Annotated in this window: 14 protein-coding genes; 3 read left to right on the top strand and 11 right to left on the bottom strand. The window is 65.1% G+C overall.

Translation table 11 applies throughout. The features are described from left to right. Nucleotides 1–383 precede the first annotated feature (383 nt). Nucleotides 384–1,805: a bifunctional D-glycero-beta-D-manno-heptose-7-phosphate kinase/D-glycero-beta-D-manno-heptose 1-phosphate adenylyltransferase HldE gene (gene hldE, locus IFT76_RS20590; RefSeq protein WP_122477071.1), complete on the top strand. Its 1,422-nt coding sequence runs from the start codon at nucleotides 384–386 to the stop codon at nucleotides 1,803–1,805. Between the two features lie 182 nt (nucleotides 1,806–1,987). Here hldE and IFT76_RS20585 read toward each other — a convergent pair whose 3' ends face one another. The 4 genes from IFT76_RS20585 to IFT76_RS20570 are packed head-to-tail and all read right to left on the bottom strand — an operon-like array spanning nucleotide 1,988 to nucleotide 5,354. Further along, nucleotides 1,988–2,953: a metal ABC transporter ATPase gene (locus IFT76_RS20585; RefSeq protein WP_185795359.1), complete on the bottom strand. Its 966-nt coding sequence runs from the start codon at nucleotides 2,951–2,953 to the stop codon at nucleotides 1,988–1,990. 41 nt (nucleotides 2,954–2,994) lie between these two features. Further along, nucleotides 2,995–3,807, bottom strand: a complete 813-nt coding sequence (locus tag IFT76_RS20580; RefSeq protein WP_192060096.1) for an aldo/keto reductase — start codon at nucleotides 3,805–3,807, stop codon at nucleotides 2,995–2,997. After that, nucleotides 3,804–4,979: an NAD(P)/FAD-dependent oxidoreductase gene (locus IFT76_RS20575; RefSeq protein ID WP_192060094.1), complete on the bottom strand. Its 1,176-nt coding sequence runs from the start codon at nucleotides 4,977–4,979 to the stop codon at nucleotides 3,804–3,806. Before IFT76_RS20575 ends, IFT76_RS20580 begins: the two co-directional genes overlap by 4 nt. Before the next feature lie 42 nt (nucleotides 4,980–5,021). Continuing rightward, nucleotides 5,022–5,354 carry a DMT family transporter gene (locus IFT76_RS20570; RefSeq protein ID WP_192060092.1) on the bottom strand — a complete coding sequence of 111 codons (333 nt, stop codon included), beginning with the start codon at nucleotides 5,352–5,354 and terminating at the stop codon, nucleotides 5,022–5,024. A 145-nt stretch (nucleotides 5,355–5,499) separates the two neighbouring features. On the opposite strand from IFT76_RS20570, the gene waaA reads away from it, so the two are divergent. Together waaA and IFT76_RS20560 are read left to right on the top strand one after the other, a co-directional pair. Continuing rightward, the gene (waaA, locus tag IFT76_RS20565; protein WP_192060090.1) at nucleotides 5,500–6,771 is read left to right on the top strand and encodes a lipid IV(A) 3-deoxy-D-manno-octulosonic acid transferase; all 1,272 of its coding nucleotides are present in this window, start codon (nucleotides 5,500–5,502) and stop codon (nucleotides 6,769–6,771) included. A gap of 79 nt (nucleotides 6,772–6,850) precedes the next feature. Next, complete coding sequence (locus tag IFT76_RS20560) at nucleotides 6,851–7,012, top strand: YqaE/Pmp3 family membrane protein (RefSeq protein ID WP_122477081.1); 162 nt, start codon at nucleotides 6,851–6,853, stop codon at nucleotides 7,010–7,012. Nucleotides 7,013–7,060: 48 nt separating this feature from the next. Here IFT76_RS20560 and IFT76_RS20555 read toward each other — a convergent pair whose 3' ends face one another. The 7 genes from IFT76_RS20555 to pqqF form a co-directional block, all read right to left on the bottom strand. Then, complete coding sequence (locus IFT76_RS20555; RefSeq protein ID WP_192060088.1) at nucleotides 7,061–8,890, bottom strand: S9 family peptidase; 1,830 nt, start codon at nucleotides 8,888–8,890, stop codon at nucleotides 7,061–7,063. Further along, nucleotides 8,856–10,016 (bottom strand): pyrroloquinoline quinone biosynthesis protein PqqE, encoded by a 1,161-nt coding sequence (pqqE, locus tag IFT76_RS20550; protein WP_122477084.1) that lies wholly within the window; start codon nucleotides 10,014–10,016, stop codon nucleotides 8,856–8,858. The genes IFT76_RS20555 and pqqE overlap by 35 nt, the downstream gene beginning before the upstream one ends. Continuing rightward, nucleotides 9,970–10,263 (bottom strand): pyrroloquinoline quinone biosynthesis peptide chaperone PqqD, encoded by a 294-nt coding sequence (gene pqqD, locus IFT76_RS20545; RefSeq protein WP_122477086.1) that lies wholly within the window; start codon nucleotides 10,261–10,263, stop codon nucleotides 9,970–9,972. The genes pqqE and pqqD overlap by 47 nt, the downstream gene beginning before the upstream one ends. Continuing rightward, entirely contained in the window at nucleotides 10,260–11,012 is a 753-nt protein-coding gene (gene pqqC / locus IFT76_RS20540) for a pyrroloquinoline-quinone synthase PqqC (protein ID WP_192060086.1), read from the bottom strand. Before pqqC ends, pqqD begins: the two co-directional genes overlap by 4 nt. Before the next feature lie 128 nt (nucleotides 11,013–11,140). Then, a complete protein-coding gene (pqqB, locus tag IFT76_RS20535) occupies nucleotides 11,141–12,052 on the bottom strand; it encodes a pyrroloquinoline quinone biosynthesis protein PqqB (protein ID WP_192060085.1) in 912 nt (303 codons plus the stop codon). 79 nt (nucleotides 12,053–12,131) lie between these two features. Continuing rightward, nucleotides 12,132–12,203 (bottom strand): pyrroloquinoline quinone precursor peptide PqqA, encoded by a 72-nt coding sequence (pqqA, locus tag IFT76_RS20530; protein WP_008365141.1) that lies wholly within the window; start codon nucleotides 12,201–12,203, stop codon nucleotides 12,132–12,134. 130 nt (nucleotides 12,204–12,333) lie between these two features. Then, on the bottom strand, nucleotides 12,334–14,787 hold the full coding sequence (pqqF, locus tag IFT76_RS20525; RefSeq protein WP_192060083.1) for a pyrroloquinoline quinone biosynthesis protein PqqF: 2,454 nt from the start codon (nucleotides 14,785–14,787) through the stop codon (nucleotides 12,334–12,336). Between the last annotated feature and the right edge of the window lie 161 nt (nucleotides 14,788–14,948).

The following is a 14,948-nucleotide window of genomic DNA, read 5'->3' as shown; positions in this document are numbered from 1 at the left end:
GAGCGGTCATCGGCCGCGAATCAGACGGCGCGGTGTGTCAGGTGATACGCGGCGTTCCCTTCGCGGCCATTGGCCGCTCCTACGGGGATCACTGCTCGCATGTAGGAGCGGTCATCGGCCGCGAATCAGACGGCGCGGTGTGTCAGGTGATACGCGGCGTCCCATTCGCGGCCACTGGCCGCTCCTACGGGGATCACTGCTCGCATGTAGGAGCGGTCATCGGCCGCGAATGGGCGGCGCGGTGTGTCAGGCTTACCGCGGCGTCCCCTTCGCGGCCACTGGCCGCTCCTACGGGGATCACCGCTCCCGAGGTGGGGTGGGAGGCCTATCGGGTGCTTGCGTGTTAATATCGCCGCCCTGTTCATTTTGTATGTGGGTTGCCCATGAAGTTATCCATGCCGCGATTCGAGTCGGCCCCTGTATTGGTGGTCGGCGATGTCATGCTCGACCGTTACTGGCATGGCGGTACTTCGCGCATCTCCCCGGAAGCACCGGTGCCGGTGGTCAAGGTCGAACAGATCGAGGATCGGCCTGGTGGTGCCGCCAACGTTGCGTTGAACATCGCCGCACTGGGTGCGCCGGCTTCTCTGGTGGGTGTGACCGGTACCGACGAGGCCGCCGACAGCCTGGGCAACAGCTTGAAGGCTGCCGGCGTCACAGCGGTGTTCCAGCGCATTGCCCACCAGCCGACCATCGTCAAGTTGCGGGTCATGAGCCGCCATCAACAACTGTTGCGCATCGACTTCGAAGAAGCGTTTGCCACTGACCCGGTAGCGCTGGGCAACGAAGTCGAAGCGTTGCTCGAAGGCGTCAAGGTGCTGGTGCTGTCGGACTATGGCAAGGGCGCGCTGAAAAACCATCAGGCGCTGATTCAGGCGGCGCGCGCGCGCAACATTCCCGTGCTGGCCGACCCCAAGGGCAAGGATTTCTCGATCTATCGAGGCGCCAGCCTGATCACGCCCAACCTCAGCGAATTCGAAACCATCGTCGGCGGTTGCGCCGATGAGGCAGAACTGGTGGCCAAAGGCGCCGCGCTGATGAGCGAGCTGGATCTGGGCGCACTGCTGGTGACCCGTGGCGAGCACGGCATGACCCTGTTGCGCCCTGATCATCCGGCCCTGCACTTACCCGCGCGGGCCCGTGAAGTGTTCGACGTGACTGGTGCCGGCGATACCGTAATCTCCACCCTGGCAGCGGCCATCGCCGCAGGCGAAGAGTTGCCCCATGCGGTGGCCCTGGCCAATCTGGCGGCGGGCATCGTGGTCGGCAAGCTGGGTACGGCGGCGATCAGCGCACCTGAACTGCGCCGTGCCATCCAGCGCGAGGAAGGTTCGGAACGCGGCGTGTTGAGCCTCGAGCAGTTGCTGCTGGCGATCGACGATGCGCGGGCGCACAACGAGCGCATCGTGTTCACCAATGGCTGCTTCGATATCCTCCATGCGGGCCACGTGACGTATCTGGAACAGGCCCGCGCTCAGGGTGACCGGCTGATCGTGGCGGTCAACGATGACGCTTCGGTAAGCCGTCTGAAAGGGCCGGGTCGGCCGATCAACAGCGTCGACCGGCGCATGGCGGTGTTGGCCGGGCTCGGGGCGGTGGACTGGGTGATCAGTTTTGCCGAAGGTACACCGGAAAACCTGCTGACCCATGTACGCCCGGATGTGCTGGTGAAGGGAGGGGATTATTCGATGGAGCAAGTGGTAGGTGCCGATATCGTGGCTGCCTATGGCGGCACGGTAAAGGTACTGGGGCTGGTGGAAAACAGCTCGACCACCGCCATCGTCGAGAAAATCCGCAGCCGTTGAGGCGTCAGGTTTTACCACGTTCCCGCAAATGCACCGCGTCTACCGCCGACGCGGCTCGCGCCGCTGCTACAGGGACCGCGTCCACCGCCGACGCGGCTCGCGCCGCTGCTGCAGAGGCNCGTCCGGCCGCACCGCGGTTTTCCAGGCACACCGCATGACGGTATTCGGTAGGGGCAATGGGATTACTTGTGCAGACCGCTGCGCACCTTGCGAACCAGCACCCGCGCCTTGACCTTGAATTTCTGCAGACTGGTACGCGGCTTCTTCGGGATGGCCAGGCCTTTTTCCGCCACCCAGTCGCGCCAGCGCACACGTTCGTCGCGGACCAACCAACCTTCTTGCGCAGCGAAACTCTCGGCCAGGTAAACGCCCCGTGTGCCTGCGGCGTGCAGCTTGTCCTTCTTCAGGGTGTACAGCTCGGCGACCGGTTGACCGTCCTTCAGCGGGATCAGGTACAGGTCGGGCCTGCTCCGGCTCAGGCGGGTGATCAGCTCTCCTTTTTCCAGGCGCTCCTCCACATGGAACAGGCTGAGCCCCTTGGCCTGGGGCGGCACCTCCAGACGCAGGTCGTAGACCAACTGCAACGAAGCCGTCGGCACGTGCACGTAGGCCCGGGGCCGCTCGATCAGGTTCAGGCTGCCACAGCGCACCGGGCGCGCCGCGCCGGAACGGGTGCTCAAGCGAAAGGGCAGGGGCTCGTGATAGCGCAGCACCTGGTCATACGGCGTCGGCAGCCAGGTGTCGTTGAAACGCCCGCCCAGCCAGCCTTCCGAAGTCTCCAGCAGACACTCCTCGGCGATTTCCTGAATGGCCGTGTGCAGCGGCAGATTCACCTCATGGGCCGGCACATAGCCGGAGATCAGCTTGAGCACCACATCGCCGCGGTCTTCGCGGCGTTGACGCACCAGCACCCAGTAGTCCCGGCCACGCCAGTTCAAGGTCAGCCGGACCGACACGCCGAGGTTGGCCAGCTCCACGCGAAAGCGTTCGCTGTCACTCACCTCGACCGGTTTGCGCCGTTCCAGGGTCTGAGCGAAATTCAGGGGCATGCCCACGGCTTCGTAACTCAGGGCTTCGGGCGTGGCTTCGACGGCAAGGGGCAGGGTCTTGAAATTGCCAGGGTTCTTTCGTGTCAGGGTACGCGGCATTACGGCTCCTTCTTGCGTCGGGGTCGGCCGCGTCGGCGGCGTCAATTCCTGAGTAGCACGGCAGCGGCTGTCGCTACGTTGTGGGACAGGTGCAGCGGATTTATCGTTCCGACAATAGCACTGGCGACCCCAGGGTGGGCGAACAGCAGCTCGAAGCTGGCGCGCACCGGATCGACCCCCGGTGCCAGGCAGGCATGACCGCTGGCCAAGGCCTTTTTCACCAGGATGGCCTTGCCGTGGGCAGCTGCGTAGTCGAGCACCGGGCGCTCGGACTGCTCGCTCAGGTTGTAGGTGACCATGGCGCAGTCCCCGGTTTCCAAGGCTTTCAGCCCGCCCTGAACGGTCTTGCCGGAAAAGCCGAAGCCACGAATCTTGCCTTCGGCTTTCAGCGCCGCCAACGTCTGGTACACCTCACTGCCCTCGAGAATCTCCAGATCGTTGCCGTCCGAATGCACCAGCAACAGATCAATGAAGTCTGTTTCCAGGCGTTTCAGGCTGCGCTCCACCGAGAACCGCGTGTGCTCGGCGCTGAAATCGAAGCGTGACTGGCCGGCCTCGAACTCTTCACCGACCTTGCTGACGATAACCCACTCCTGACGCTGGCCACGCAGCAATGGGCCTAGGCGCTCTTCGCTGATGCCATAGGCCGGTGCGGTGTCGATCAGGTTGATGCCCAGCTGGCGCGCCTGGTCGAGCAACATGCGCGCCACACTGTCGTCGGGAATGGTGAAGCCGCTGGGGTATTTCACCCCTTGGTCGCGGCCCAGCTTCACCGTGCCCAGGCCCAGGGGGGAGACCCGCAGGCCGGTGTCACCCAGCGGGCGGTGCAGATCGTGCAGGGTCGGCAGGCTCATGGCAGCAGTTCATCCCAGACAGGTGTGGCCAGGGCCGGCTTGGGCAGTTCGGGCAGGGGCGCATGCGTGTGCGGTGAAATGCCGTCGCGCTGCAAGGCGCCGATGACCCGGTCGGCGAAGTCGGGCGCCAGCGCCAGCTTGGTCGGCCAGCCCACCAGCAAACCGGGTTGATCGGCCAGGAAAGCGTTGTCCGGGCGAACCAGTCCTGACTGCGCAGGCTCGGCGCGATTGACCCGCAACGTGGCCCAGCGCATCTGGCTTTGATCGACCCACGGCAACAGGTGCGCGATTTCCTTCTGCGCGGCGGCGATCTGCTGCGCCGGTTCGCGGGCCACACCTTCGGCCTCGGCGATCTCGCCACCCAGGTACCAGACCCATTGGCCGTCGGCCCCCGGATGGGTGGTGACGGTGATGCGCGGCTTCGGTCCACCGCCCAGGCAATGGGCATACAACGGTTTCAGGTTGGCGCCCTTGGCCAGGACCATGTGCAGTGGCCGACGCTGCATTGCCGGTTGTTCTATACCCAGCGCGGTCAACAGCGCCTGGGTGCCTTCGCCGGCACTGAGCACCACGCGCTGGGCACGAATCGCCCGGCCATCGACGATCAGCCCAGCCAGGCGGCCCTGGTCATTCAAAGGCTCGATGCGCTCGCCGGCCAGCAGCCCATCACCGGCCAGCTCGGCCAGCCGCGCGACCAGGCTGGGCACGTCGACCACCAGCTCGGCCAGACGGTAGACCTTGCCCTTGAAGGCGCGGTCCTGCAACGCCGGTGGCAACTGCTCGCCCTTGACCTGATCGACCCGACCGCGCACGGCCTTGCTGGCGAAAAAGCTGGTGAGGTTGCCCGCCAGGGTGCCCGGCGACCACAGGTAGTGCGCCTCGGACAGCAGCCGCACACCGGAAAGATCGAGTTCGCCATCACCGGCCAGCGCTTCACGCCAGCGCCGCGGCATGTCGGCAATCGCTTCGGACGCCCCGGTAAGCGCGCCGTGCAGGGCGTATTTGGCGCCGCCGTGAATGATCCCTTGGGCCTTGAACGTCTGCCCGCCACCCAGGCGCGCGTTCTCCACCAGCACCGTCGAATAGCCCAGGGCGCGCAGCCGCGCGTTGAGCCAGAGCCCGGCGACACCGGCGCCGACGATGACGATATCAGTGGACAGTTCAGACGGCATTGCAGACCTCGCAGGCTTGGACAGGCGGGGGAGTATACAGCCTCAGTGCCCGGTGGTTTTCGAGAACAGCTGGATCACCACCACGCCCAGCACGATCAGCGCCATGCCGAGCATGGCCGGCAGGTCGAGCTTCTGCCCGTAGATGAACAGCGCGGCGACGCTGACCAGCACGATGCCCATGCCGGCCCAGATGGCATAGGCGATGCCCACCGGCACGGTGCGCACTACCAGGGTCAGCATCCAGAAGGCGATGCCATAGCCGACCACCACCAGGACCAGCGGCAGTGGTGTGCTCAGGCCCTTGACTGCCTTCATGGACACGGTGGCGATCACTTCGGCGCAGATGGCGATGGCAAGAAAAACATAGGCGTTCATGGTGGAGCTCCTTTTCGATGCAGGCATTCTAGGCGATGCACGGCCACTGGGGGCTGGTCCCTTTCGAACCGTCAGCGGGCAATCGGTTCGTGCGGTGTCTGCCGGTGCTTGGTCAAGCACGGCGACCTGAGTAAACTTCGCCGCCATGAACAGAACTCTCTACACCTTGCTGTTTCACCTGGGGCTGCCGTTGCTGGCCGTGCGTCTATGGCTGCGCGCGCGCAAGGCATCGGCCTACGGGCAGCGCCTCGGCGAGCGTTTCGCCTACCGGCTGCCGGCGATGCAGCCGGGCGGCATCTGGGTGCACGCGGTGTCGGTGGGCGAGAGCATTGCCGCAGCGCCGATGATTCGCCAGTTGCTGCTGCGCCACCCCGAGCTGCCGATCACGGTGACCTGCATGACCCCGACCGGGTCGGAGCGCATCCAGGCACTGTTCGCCGGCGAGCCACGCATCCAGCACTGCTACCTGCCGTACGATCTGCCCTGGGCGTCCGGCCGCTTTCTCGACCACGTGCGGCCGCGCCTGGCAGTGATCATGGAAACCGAACTGTGGCCCAATCATATTCACCAGTGCGCCCGCCGCGGCATCCCGGTGGCGTTGGCCAATGGGCGGCTTTCCGCGCGTTCGGCCAAGGGCTATGCCCGCTTCAAAGGCCTGACCGCGCCGATGCTGGCCGAGATGAGCTTGCTGGCGGTGCAGACTGCAACCGAGGCGAAACGCTTCCTGGACTTGGGCGCACGTCCGGAATGCGTGCAGGTGACGGGCTCGATCAAGTTCGACCTCAGCGTCGACCCGGCCGTGCCCGTGCGCGCAGCCCGGTTGCGCGAGCAGTGGCAGGCACAGGAACGTCCGGTGTGGATCGCTGCCAGCACCCACGAAGGTGAGGATGCGGTGATATTGGCCGCCCACCGGCAACTGCTGGCCAGCCATGCCGATGCCTTGCTGATTCTGGTTCCGCGGCACCAGGAGCGTTTCGCTTCGGTCCACGGGCTGTGCCAGGCGCAAGGGTTCAGTACGGTGCAGCGTTCGCTCGAGCAAGCAGTTACGGCGACCACTCAGGTGTTGCTGGGCGATACCATGGGCGAGCTGCTGTTCCTCTATGCACTGGCAGACGTTGCCTTCGTTGGCGGCAGCCTGGTGGAGAACGGTGGGCACAACCCGCTGGAACCGGCAGCACTGGCCAAGCCGGTGTTGAGCGGGCCGCACATGTTCAACTTTCTCGAAATAGGCGCGATGCTGCGCGAGGCCGGGGCGCTGGTCGAAGTCGACGACGCGCAAGGCTTGGCAACGGCGCTGCGGCGGTGGCTGGAGCTGCCCCGCGAAGCGGTGCGCAGCGGGCAGGCTGGGCTGGACGTGATGCGAGCCAACCAGGGTGCATTGAAGCGGCTGCTCGATGGTCTCGACGCCCAGCTCTAGGGCTTGGGTGATACAGCCGCGTGCGGAACGCCGGGGATTGCCCGAGGTCTGTTATGCATCGACCTCAAGGAGCTGCATCATGGACATCATTCGTATCATTTTCGCCATTCTTCTGCCGCCAGTCGGTGTGTTCATGCAAGTCGGATTCGCCGGCGCGTTCTGGCTGAACATCCTGCTGACCCTGCTGGGCTACATTCCCGGCATCATCCACGCGGTGTACATCATCGCCAGCAGAAGGTAATGCCGCTGCCGGTGCGCTCGTCTGCCTGACGACCGCACCGGGGCGCGTTCAAAGCAGATCGGATAGCCCGCGGTCGTCCTCCTGCATGACCTTCAGGTAGAAGCGCCATTCATGCTCCAAAGCATGGGCCAGGTTGGCTGCATTGCGAAAGCCGTGCCGTTCCTCGTCATAGTAGTGCGCTTGCACCGGCACACCTCCCGCCTGCAACGCGGCGACCATGTCACGAGTCTGCTGCGGCACCACCACTACATCCAACTCTCCCTGAAAGAAAATCACCGGGGCTGTGATTCGATCGGCGTGCAGCAGCGGAGTGCGCTCTTCGTAGCGTTGTCGGTCGCTGTCCGGGTCGCCGATCAGCCAGTCCAGGTAGTCGTTTTCGAACTTGTGGGTGACGCGCCCCAACGCGGCCGGATCGCTCACGCCGTACAGGCTGGCGCCGGCCCGGAACACCTTGGCGAACGCCAGTGCGCACAGCACCGTATAGCCGCCCGCGCTGCCACCGCGCACGAACGCCCGTTGCGCATCGATGCGGCCTTGCGTGGCCAGGTAGTCGACCACGGCGCAGGCGTCCTGCACGTCGGTTACGCCCCAGCGCAGATGCAGGGCATCGCGATAGGTGCGACCGTAGTTGCTGCTGCCGCGATAGTTGAGGTCGGCCACGGCGAAACCGCGCTGGGTCCAGTATTGGATGCGCGGGTCGAAGACCGGGTAGCACGCCGACGTCGGCCCGCCGTGGATGAATACCACCAGTGGCGGATGGCGCTCGTCGCCCTGCGCGGCATAGAAGAAGCCGTGAGCCTGCTCACCGCCGCTGGGGTAGCTCAGCGGCTGCGGCAGGCTGACCTGCTCGGCCGGCAGCGGCGAATACCCGCCCGCCAGGATGCGCAGGCTGTGATCATGCCGGTCGACGGCAATCACTGCCGAAGGCTGCAGAGGTGAACCGGCGATGGCGTAGAGGTGGTCGGCATCCATGGCCAACGCGCGAAACCGCGTGAACTCGCCGCTGTAATCCAGGCAATCGCCCTGCCCATCGCACAGCCCCAGGCGGCCGAAACCGTCGTCGAACCAACTCGCCAGATAGCCCTGATCGGCAGCCGGGAGCCAGGTGCAAGCACCTAGTTGCCAAGGCGCTGCGGCATGGTCGGCCGACGCCGCGGGCAGAGGCGCCCATTTGCCGTCGACTTCTGCCCACGGTTGCCAGAAGCCGTTCGCATCGGACAGGCAATACAACCGCCCTTGTTCATCGAAGCGCGGCTGCTGCAGGCTGAAACCGCTGGCCACGCATTCCGCCACGGCCGCCAGTTCGCTGCACATCAGCCGCGTCTGGGTCCATGGCTGGTGCGGGCGGTCCCACTCGATCCAGGCCAGACGGGTGCCGTCCGGGCTCAACACCGGCGAGGCGTAGAAGTCGGCACCTTCGGCCAGCACGCGGTGACGCTCGCTGGCCAGGTCGATGGCCACCAGGCGATGAATGTCGCCGTCTTCCTCCACCGCCAGCACTTGGCCTGCGGCATATTCCAGCCCCCCGTAGCGCTTCTGGCCGAAGCTCAACGGTTGCGGCAGGCCGCCGGTCACCGGCTGACGGTAGAGCTGCTGGTCGGCCTCGTTGACGAACACCAGTTCGTCGTTCGCCAGGCAGAACGACCCACCGCCGTATTCGTAGACCCGGCTGCGCGCGCTGTAACCGTCGGGCGTCAGGCAAACCGCCACACCGTCCTGCTCGGTCCACAGGCGGCAGACGCCATCCTGGGGACGGAACTCGTTCCAGAACACGCCAGCAGGGCCGACCCGAAGTTCGGCGAAATCGGTCCCGGCAGCTACGGCCTGGGAGGCGCTGAAGCGGTCATGCTTTGGCGATGAGGCGTGAGTTTCGGTCATTGCGAAAGGCCAATTGTTCGATCGTCTGGGTAGCGTGTTCCGCTTCTTCACGAGCCCGCAGGATCACGCCATGGTGGGGCGACTTGCTGCACACCGGGTCGGCGTTGGCGGCATCGCCGGTCAGCATGAAAGCCTGGCAGCGACAGCCACCGAAGTCCTTCTCTTTCTCGTCGCACGAGCGGCATGGCTCGGGCATCCAGGCATAGCCGCGAAAGCGGTTGAAGCCGAACGAGTCATACCAGATGTGCTGCAGGCTGTGATCGCGCACGTTGGGAAACTCCACCGGCAGCTGACGCGCGCCGTGGCACGGCAGCGCGGTGCCATCGGGCGTGACGGTGAGGAAAATACTGCCCCAGCCGTTCATGCAGCCCTTGGGGCGCTCTTCGTAGTAGTCGGGCGTGACGAAAATCAGCTTGCAGGCGCTGCCGGCCGCTTCCAGCTTGGCGCGGTATTCATTGGTAACGCGTTCGGCACGCACCAGTTGTTCACGGGTGGGCAACAGGCCGGCACGGTTGAGCTCGGCCCAGCCGTAGAACTGGCACGTGGCGAGTTCGACGAAGTCGGCCTCCAGGGCCACGCACAGCTCGATGATGCGGTCGATCTTGTCGATGTTGTGCCGATGGGTGACGAAGTTCAGCACCATCGGATAGCCGTGGGCCTTCACCGCTCGGGCCATTTCCAGCTTCTGCGCGAAGGCTTTTTTCGAGCCGGCCAGCAGATTGTTGACCTGCTCGTCGCTGGCCTGAAAGCTGATCTGGATATGATCCAGGCCGGCGATCTTGAAGTCGGCGATCTTCTGTTCGGTCAGGCCGATGCCTGAGGTGATCAGGTTGGTGTAGAAACCCAGGCGCCGGGCTTCGCCGATCAGCTGCGCGAGATCCTGGCGCACCAGTGGCTCGCCACCGGAGAAACCGATCTGCGCGGCGCCCATTTCGCGGGCTTCGGCCATCACCTTGAACCACTGCTCGGTGCTCAGTTCCTTGCCCTGGGCGGCGAAGTCCAGGGGGTTGGAGCAGTACGGGCATTGCAGCGGGCAGCGGTAGGTCAGTTCCGCAAGCAGCCACAGCGGCAGTCCGACTTCAGGCGTGGGTGGCAGGCTGGGCAAGTTCGATCCAGTGCTGTGCACGGGCGACCTCCATGAATTGCTCGATATCGATGGCCAACTCGGGCACACCGGGGAACTGCGCGTCGAGCTCGGCGATGATCGCGGCCACGCTGCGCTGGCCGTCGATCAGGCCGCCAATGGCACTGGCACTTTCGTTGAGCTTGATCATGCCCTCGGGGTACAGCAGCACGTGGCCTTTCTGCGCCGGCTCGTACTGGAACCGGTAGCCCTGGCGCCAGCGCGGGGTTTGTAGACGATCAAAGCTCATAGGGCGATCCCCTTGTGCCAGACACGCTGGTCGGTAACGCTGTGATAGGGCGGACGATTCAGCTCGTAGGCCATGCTCATGGCGTCGAGCATGCTCCACAGGATGTCGAGCTTGAACTGCAGGATTTCCAGCATACGCTGCTGGCCCGCAACCGTGGTGTAGTGCTGCAGGGTGATGTGCAGACCGTGTTCCACGTCGCGCCGGGCCTGGCCCAGGCGCGTGCGGAAGTATTCGTAGCCGGCCGGGTCGATCCACGGGTAGTGGGCTGGCCAGCTGTCGAGGCGCGACTGATGGATCTGCGGCGCGAACAGCTCGGTCAGCGAACTGCTCGCCGCTTCCTGCCAGTTGGCCCGGCGGGCGAAATTGACGTAGGCGTCTACCGCAAAACGTACGCCGGGCAACACCAGCTCTTGAGAGCGCAACTGGTCGGGATCCAGGCCCACGGCCTGGCCCAGGCGCAGCCAGGCTTCGATGCCGCCGTCTTCGCCGGGGGCACCGTCGTGGTCGAGCAGGCGCTGGATCCACTCGCGACGGATCTCGCGGTCCGGGCAGTTGGCCAGGATGGCTGCGTCCTTGAGCGGGATGTTGACCTGGTAGTAGAAACGGTTGGCCACCCAGCCCTGGATCTGCTCGCGGCTGGCGCGGCCTTCGTACATGGCCACATGATAGGGGTGGTGGATGTGGTAATACTCACCCTTGGCACGCAAGGCCTGCTCGAATTCGGCGGGGGTCATGGGGGTGTCGGACATTGTGGTTCTCCCAGGAAATGTGTTGGCAGTGATGGCCCTTCGCGGGCAGAGACCCGCTCCCACAGAGTTTGATTCAGCCCTTGTGGGAGCGGGTCTCTGCCCGCGAAGAGGCCCTCCCTGACACGCCACTACAACTCGATGCTCATCCCATCGAACGCCACTTCGACACCGCGCTTGGCCAGTTCGGCGCGCTGTGGCGAGTCTTCGTCCAGGATCGGGTTGGTGTTGTTGATGTGGATCAGCACCTTGCGCTGGCGCGGCAGGCCTTCCAGCACTTCCAGCATGCCGCCGGGGCCGCTCTGCGCCAGGTGACCCATCTCACGTCCGGTCCGGGTACCAACGCCACGTCGCTGCATTTCATCGTCGTCCCACAGGGTGCCGTCTACCAACAGACAATCCGCGCCGGCCATGCGTTCGAGCAACGCGTCCTCGACCTGGCCCAGGCCCGGCGCATAGAACAGCGTGCCACCGGTACGCGTGTCTTCCACGATCAAGCCCAGGTTGTCGCCCGGATGCGGGTCGAAGCGGTGGGGCGAGTAGGGCGGGGCGGCACTGCGCAGCGGCAGCGGGGTGAAACGCAGGTGCGGGCACGCCGGAATCACGAAGCTGCCTTCAAGCTCGATGCGCTGCCAGTCCAGCCCGCCATTCCAGTGGCTGAGCATGTTGAACAACGGAAAGCCGGTGCTCAGGTCCTGATGCACCATGTCGGTACACCAGACTTGATGCGGGCAGCCTTCGCGCAGGCTGAGCAGCCCGGTGGTGTGGTCGATCTGGCTGTCGAGCAGCACGATGGCCTGGATCCCGGTATCGCGCAGGGCTCGGCCTGGCTGCATCGGCGCAAAACCTTGCAGTTGTGCGCGAATGTCCGGCGAGGCATTGCACAGCACCCAGTTGACCCCATCGTCGGACAGGGCAATGGACGACTGCGTGCGCGCATGGGCGCGCAGGCTGCCGTCGCGAAAGCCACTGCAATTGGCGCAATTGCAGTTCCACTGGGGAAAGCCACCGCCGGCGGCGGAGCCAAGAATCTGGATATACATGGAGAACTCGCAGCATCAAGCCTGGAAATGAAAACGCCCCGGTCAGTGACTGGCCGAGGCGTTGCGTTGCAACTGAAGCTTAGCGGCTTGCGAAGTACATGGTGACTTCGAAGCCGATGCGCAGATCAGTGTAAGCAGGTTTGGTCCACATAAGAGATCTCCTTCTAGGTTGATGGGCTTGTAGCATTAGTCCGCCCCGACCGTAGGACGTTCAATGCTCCTTGGGCGACTATGTTACTAAATAAGATAGGCGCCTACGGTTAATTATTCGATAAAGTCCGTTACCTGCCTGGTAACGATCGCTGCGCCGGCAGCCACGCAGGCTCCACCGCAGGGCCTGTGGCCAGGCACAGCCAGCCACCGGTGCCGCTGGCCAGTTGCTGCGCCGCCTGTTGCAGGTCGCTTGTGCGCAGCTCGCGCACCGCCCGCTGCAGGGCAGCCAGATAGTCGGCGCCATGGCCGGCCTGGCAAGCCTGCCAGAGCAGATCGGCCAGGGGCAGCAGGTCCATTTGCGAGCGCTCGTGACGATTGGCCAGTTCTTCGCGCTGGGTGTCCAGCGCCGCAGGCTTGCAGGCCTCGACCAGCGTTGGCAGGGTTTCGATGAAGGTCTGCACATGGCCGAGAATATCGGCCAGCGGTGCATGAGGCGACTGAACGCCGAACACCAGACCCGTGCGCCCCGCCACCTGGCGCAGGCCGCTGAACACGGCGTAGCCCAGTTGCAGCTCGCCCCTCAGGCGCTGGTAGAAGGGCGTCTGGCACAGCTGCGCGAGCAGGCGCCAGGCCGCTTCGTCGGCAATGCTCTGGCTGGGTACCGGGCAGAACAGCAGCAATGCATGTTCGCTCGATTGGCACGGCACGTGGCTCCAGCTGCGCCCCGAATGGGCCGGATGCGGTTGCGCAAGATGCGGGCTGGCAGTGCCGGGCATCTTGCGCAACGCATTGTTCAGCGCACTGCGTTCGCCGTCGTCCATGCCGACCGCCAGGCCATCCCAGCGCGCCGCGCCCCACAGCTTCTGCAGCGCCAGGGGACGCAGGTCTTCATCGGAGGTACGGCTGTGGAAATAACCCAGGCTGTGGTCGGGCAGGCGCTTGAGCAGTTCCTTGATGGGGGTCAGGGTTGCGCTCGGCGGTTCCTGCCCGGCCTGATGCCAGACCTCCGGAGCGGGGATGGCGAGCAGCTCCAGGGCCTGTTCGAGCAGCGCCGGAATCGGCGCCTGCACACCACTGAGCTTGAGCTGCCAGTCGTCGCCCAGGCTGCTGAAGACCATTTGCACACCGGCCTGGCGGGCTTCTTCGGTGAGTTTGCGCAAGCTGTCCTGCAGGGTGCGGAACAACCCCTGGTGGCGCGAGGCATTGACCCGCCAGCGCAGGTGCAGCGCCGCTTCGTGGCTGTGCGCCGAAGCGCCGTGCCAGTACGCCAGGCCTTGTGGGTCGGCCACGGGGTGATCCGGGCGTCGGCTCGGACGCAGAAAGCGGTTGCGTGGCGGCAGCCGCCAGCGACCGGCGAGGTCGCGCTCCGGGCCGGCCTCCATTGGATGCAGGAGGTGTTCCGGACGCAGTTGTTCGAGCACCTCGCGCAGCGCCTGCACGGCTTGTCGGCTCAACTCGCACGGGGTTTCGTCACTGTGATGGCGGGCCAGCTCCAGGGCGCTGGCCACCTGCAGACGGCGCTCGTTGAGCAGGCGGAATTCTTCGCGAAGGCCCTGCCAGTCGTCGTGGGCCTGGAAGAACTCCAGCCAGTCGAAGCACAGCTGGCTGATCAGCGCCGTGGCCGTTTCGCCCGCCGGGGTGAGCTTGAATTCGATATTGATCAATGCCTGGTCGGCGAAGCTGTAGAAGGTGCTCAGCTCCAGGCTTTGCACCAGTTGCCGACGGCGCAGCTCGGCCAGCAACCCGCCGTGCTGACTGGCGCCCAGCCAGGTGCCGAGGAACTCCAGCGCCTGGGTGGCACCACGGGGCAGGTTTTCGCAGGCGAACAGCAGGTTGAAACGGCTGCTGTCCGCACGTTCGACTGCCTCTCCCGGCGTCCCTACCAGCGGCGGCGGGGCGATCTGTTCGGCGGTATCGCCGGGGCGCAGCGCACCGGCCACTTTTTCGGCCATGGCGCGCAGCTGTTCCAGCGGTTGCGGGCCCACCAGGCACAAGGTCATCTGCCCGGTCTGGTAGAAGCGCCGGTAGAAGCTGCGCAGGTCCTGCTGGAACGAGTCGCGCGGCACCGGCAGGCTGTAGCGGTTGCCGGCGTGGAACGCGCGCAACGGATGCTCGGCGTCCAGCGCACTGGTCAGCCATTGCTGGTGGCGTGCCTCGGGGTCGCGCGACCAGGCGACGAACTCGGCATGCAGCACTTCGCGCTCGCGCAATTGCTCGGCCTGGGTCATGCGCGGATGGCCGAGCATGTCGCACAGGCGCTCCAGCGCGCCGGCGAAGGCGCTCACCGGCACCTCGAAGAAATAGTCGGTGCAGCGCTCGCGCGTGCTGGCGTTGATCTGCCCGCCGTGGTTCTGCACGAAGGCCATCAGGCCATGGTCGCCACTGTGGCGTTCGGTGCCGAGAAAGAACAGGTGTTCGAGGAAATGTGCCAGGCCCGGCCAGGCGGCAGGTACGTCATGGCTGCCCGCAGCGACGCGCATGAAGGCGGCGGCACGCTTGAGACGCGGCTCATGATGCAGGCGCACGTGCAGGCCGTTGTCGAGCACCACGTGTTCTGCGGCCGGCAGTGAAGGATGAGGCATGTCAATTCCCTTTGAGCGGTAAGGCTGTAGGGAATCATCGTAGCGGATTTGCGGGTAGGCGGGGAGCCGTTCGCATGGGGATTGCCCAGGCAGAACAGGCTTTTGCGCGGATTGCGGAGAAATTCGCATCTTGGCAAGCGATCTGGCGGTCACCGACGTGG

Origin of the sequence: Pseudomonas sp. CFBP 13727 (assembly GCF_014841915.1) — a bacterium.
GTDB lineage: Bacteria > Pseudomonadota > Gammaproteobacteria > Pseudomonadales > Pseudomonadaceae > Aquipseudomonas > Aquipseudomonas baltica.
This window is presented reverse-complemented; position numbering and strand designations above follow the sequence as displayed.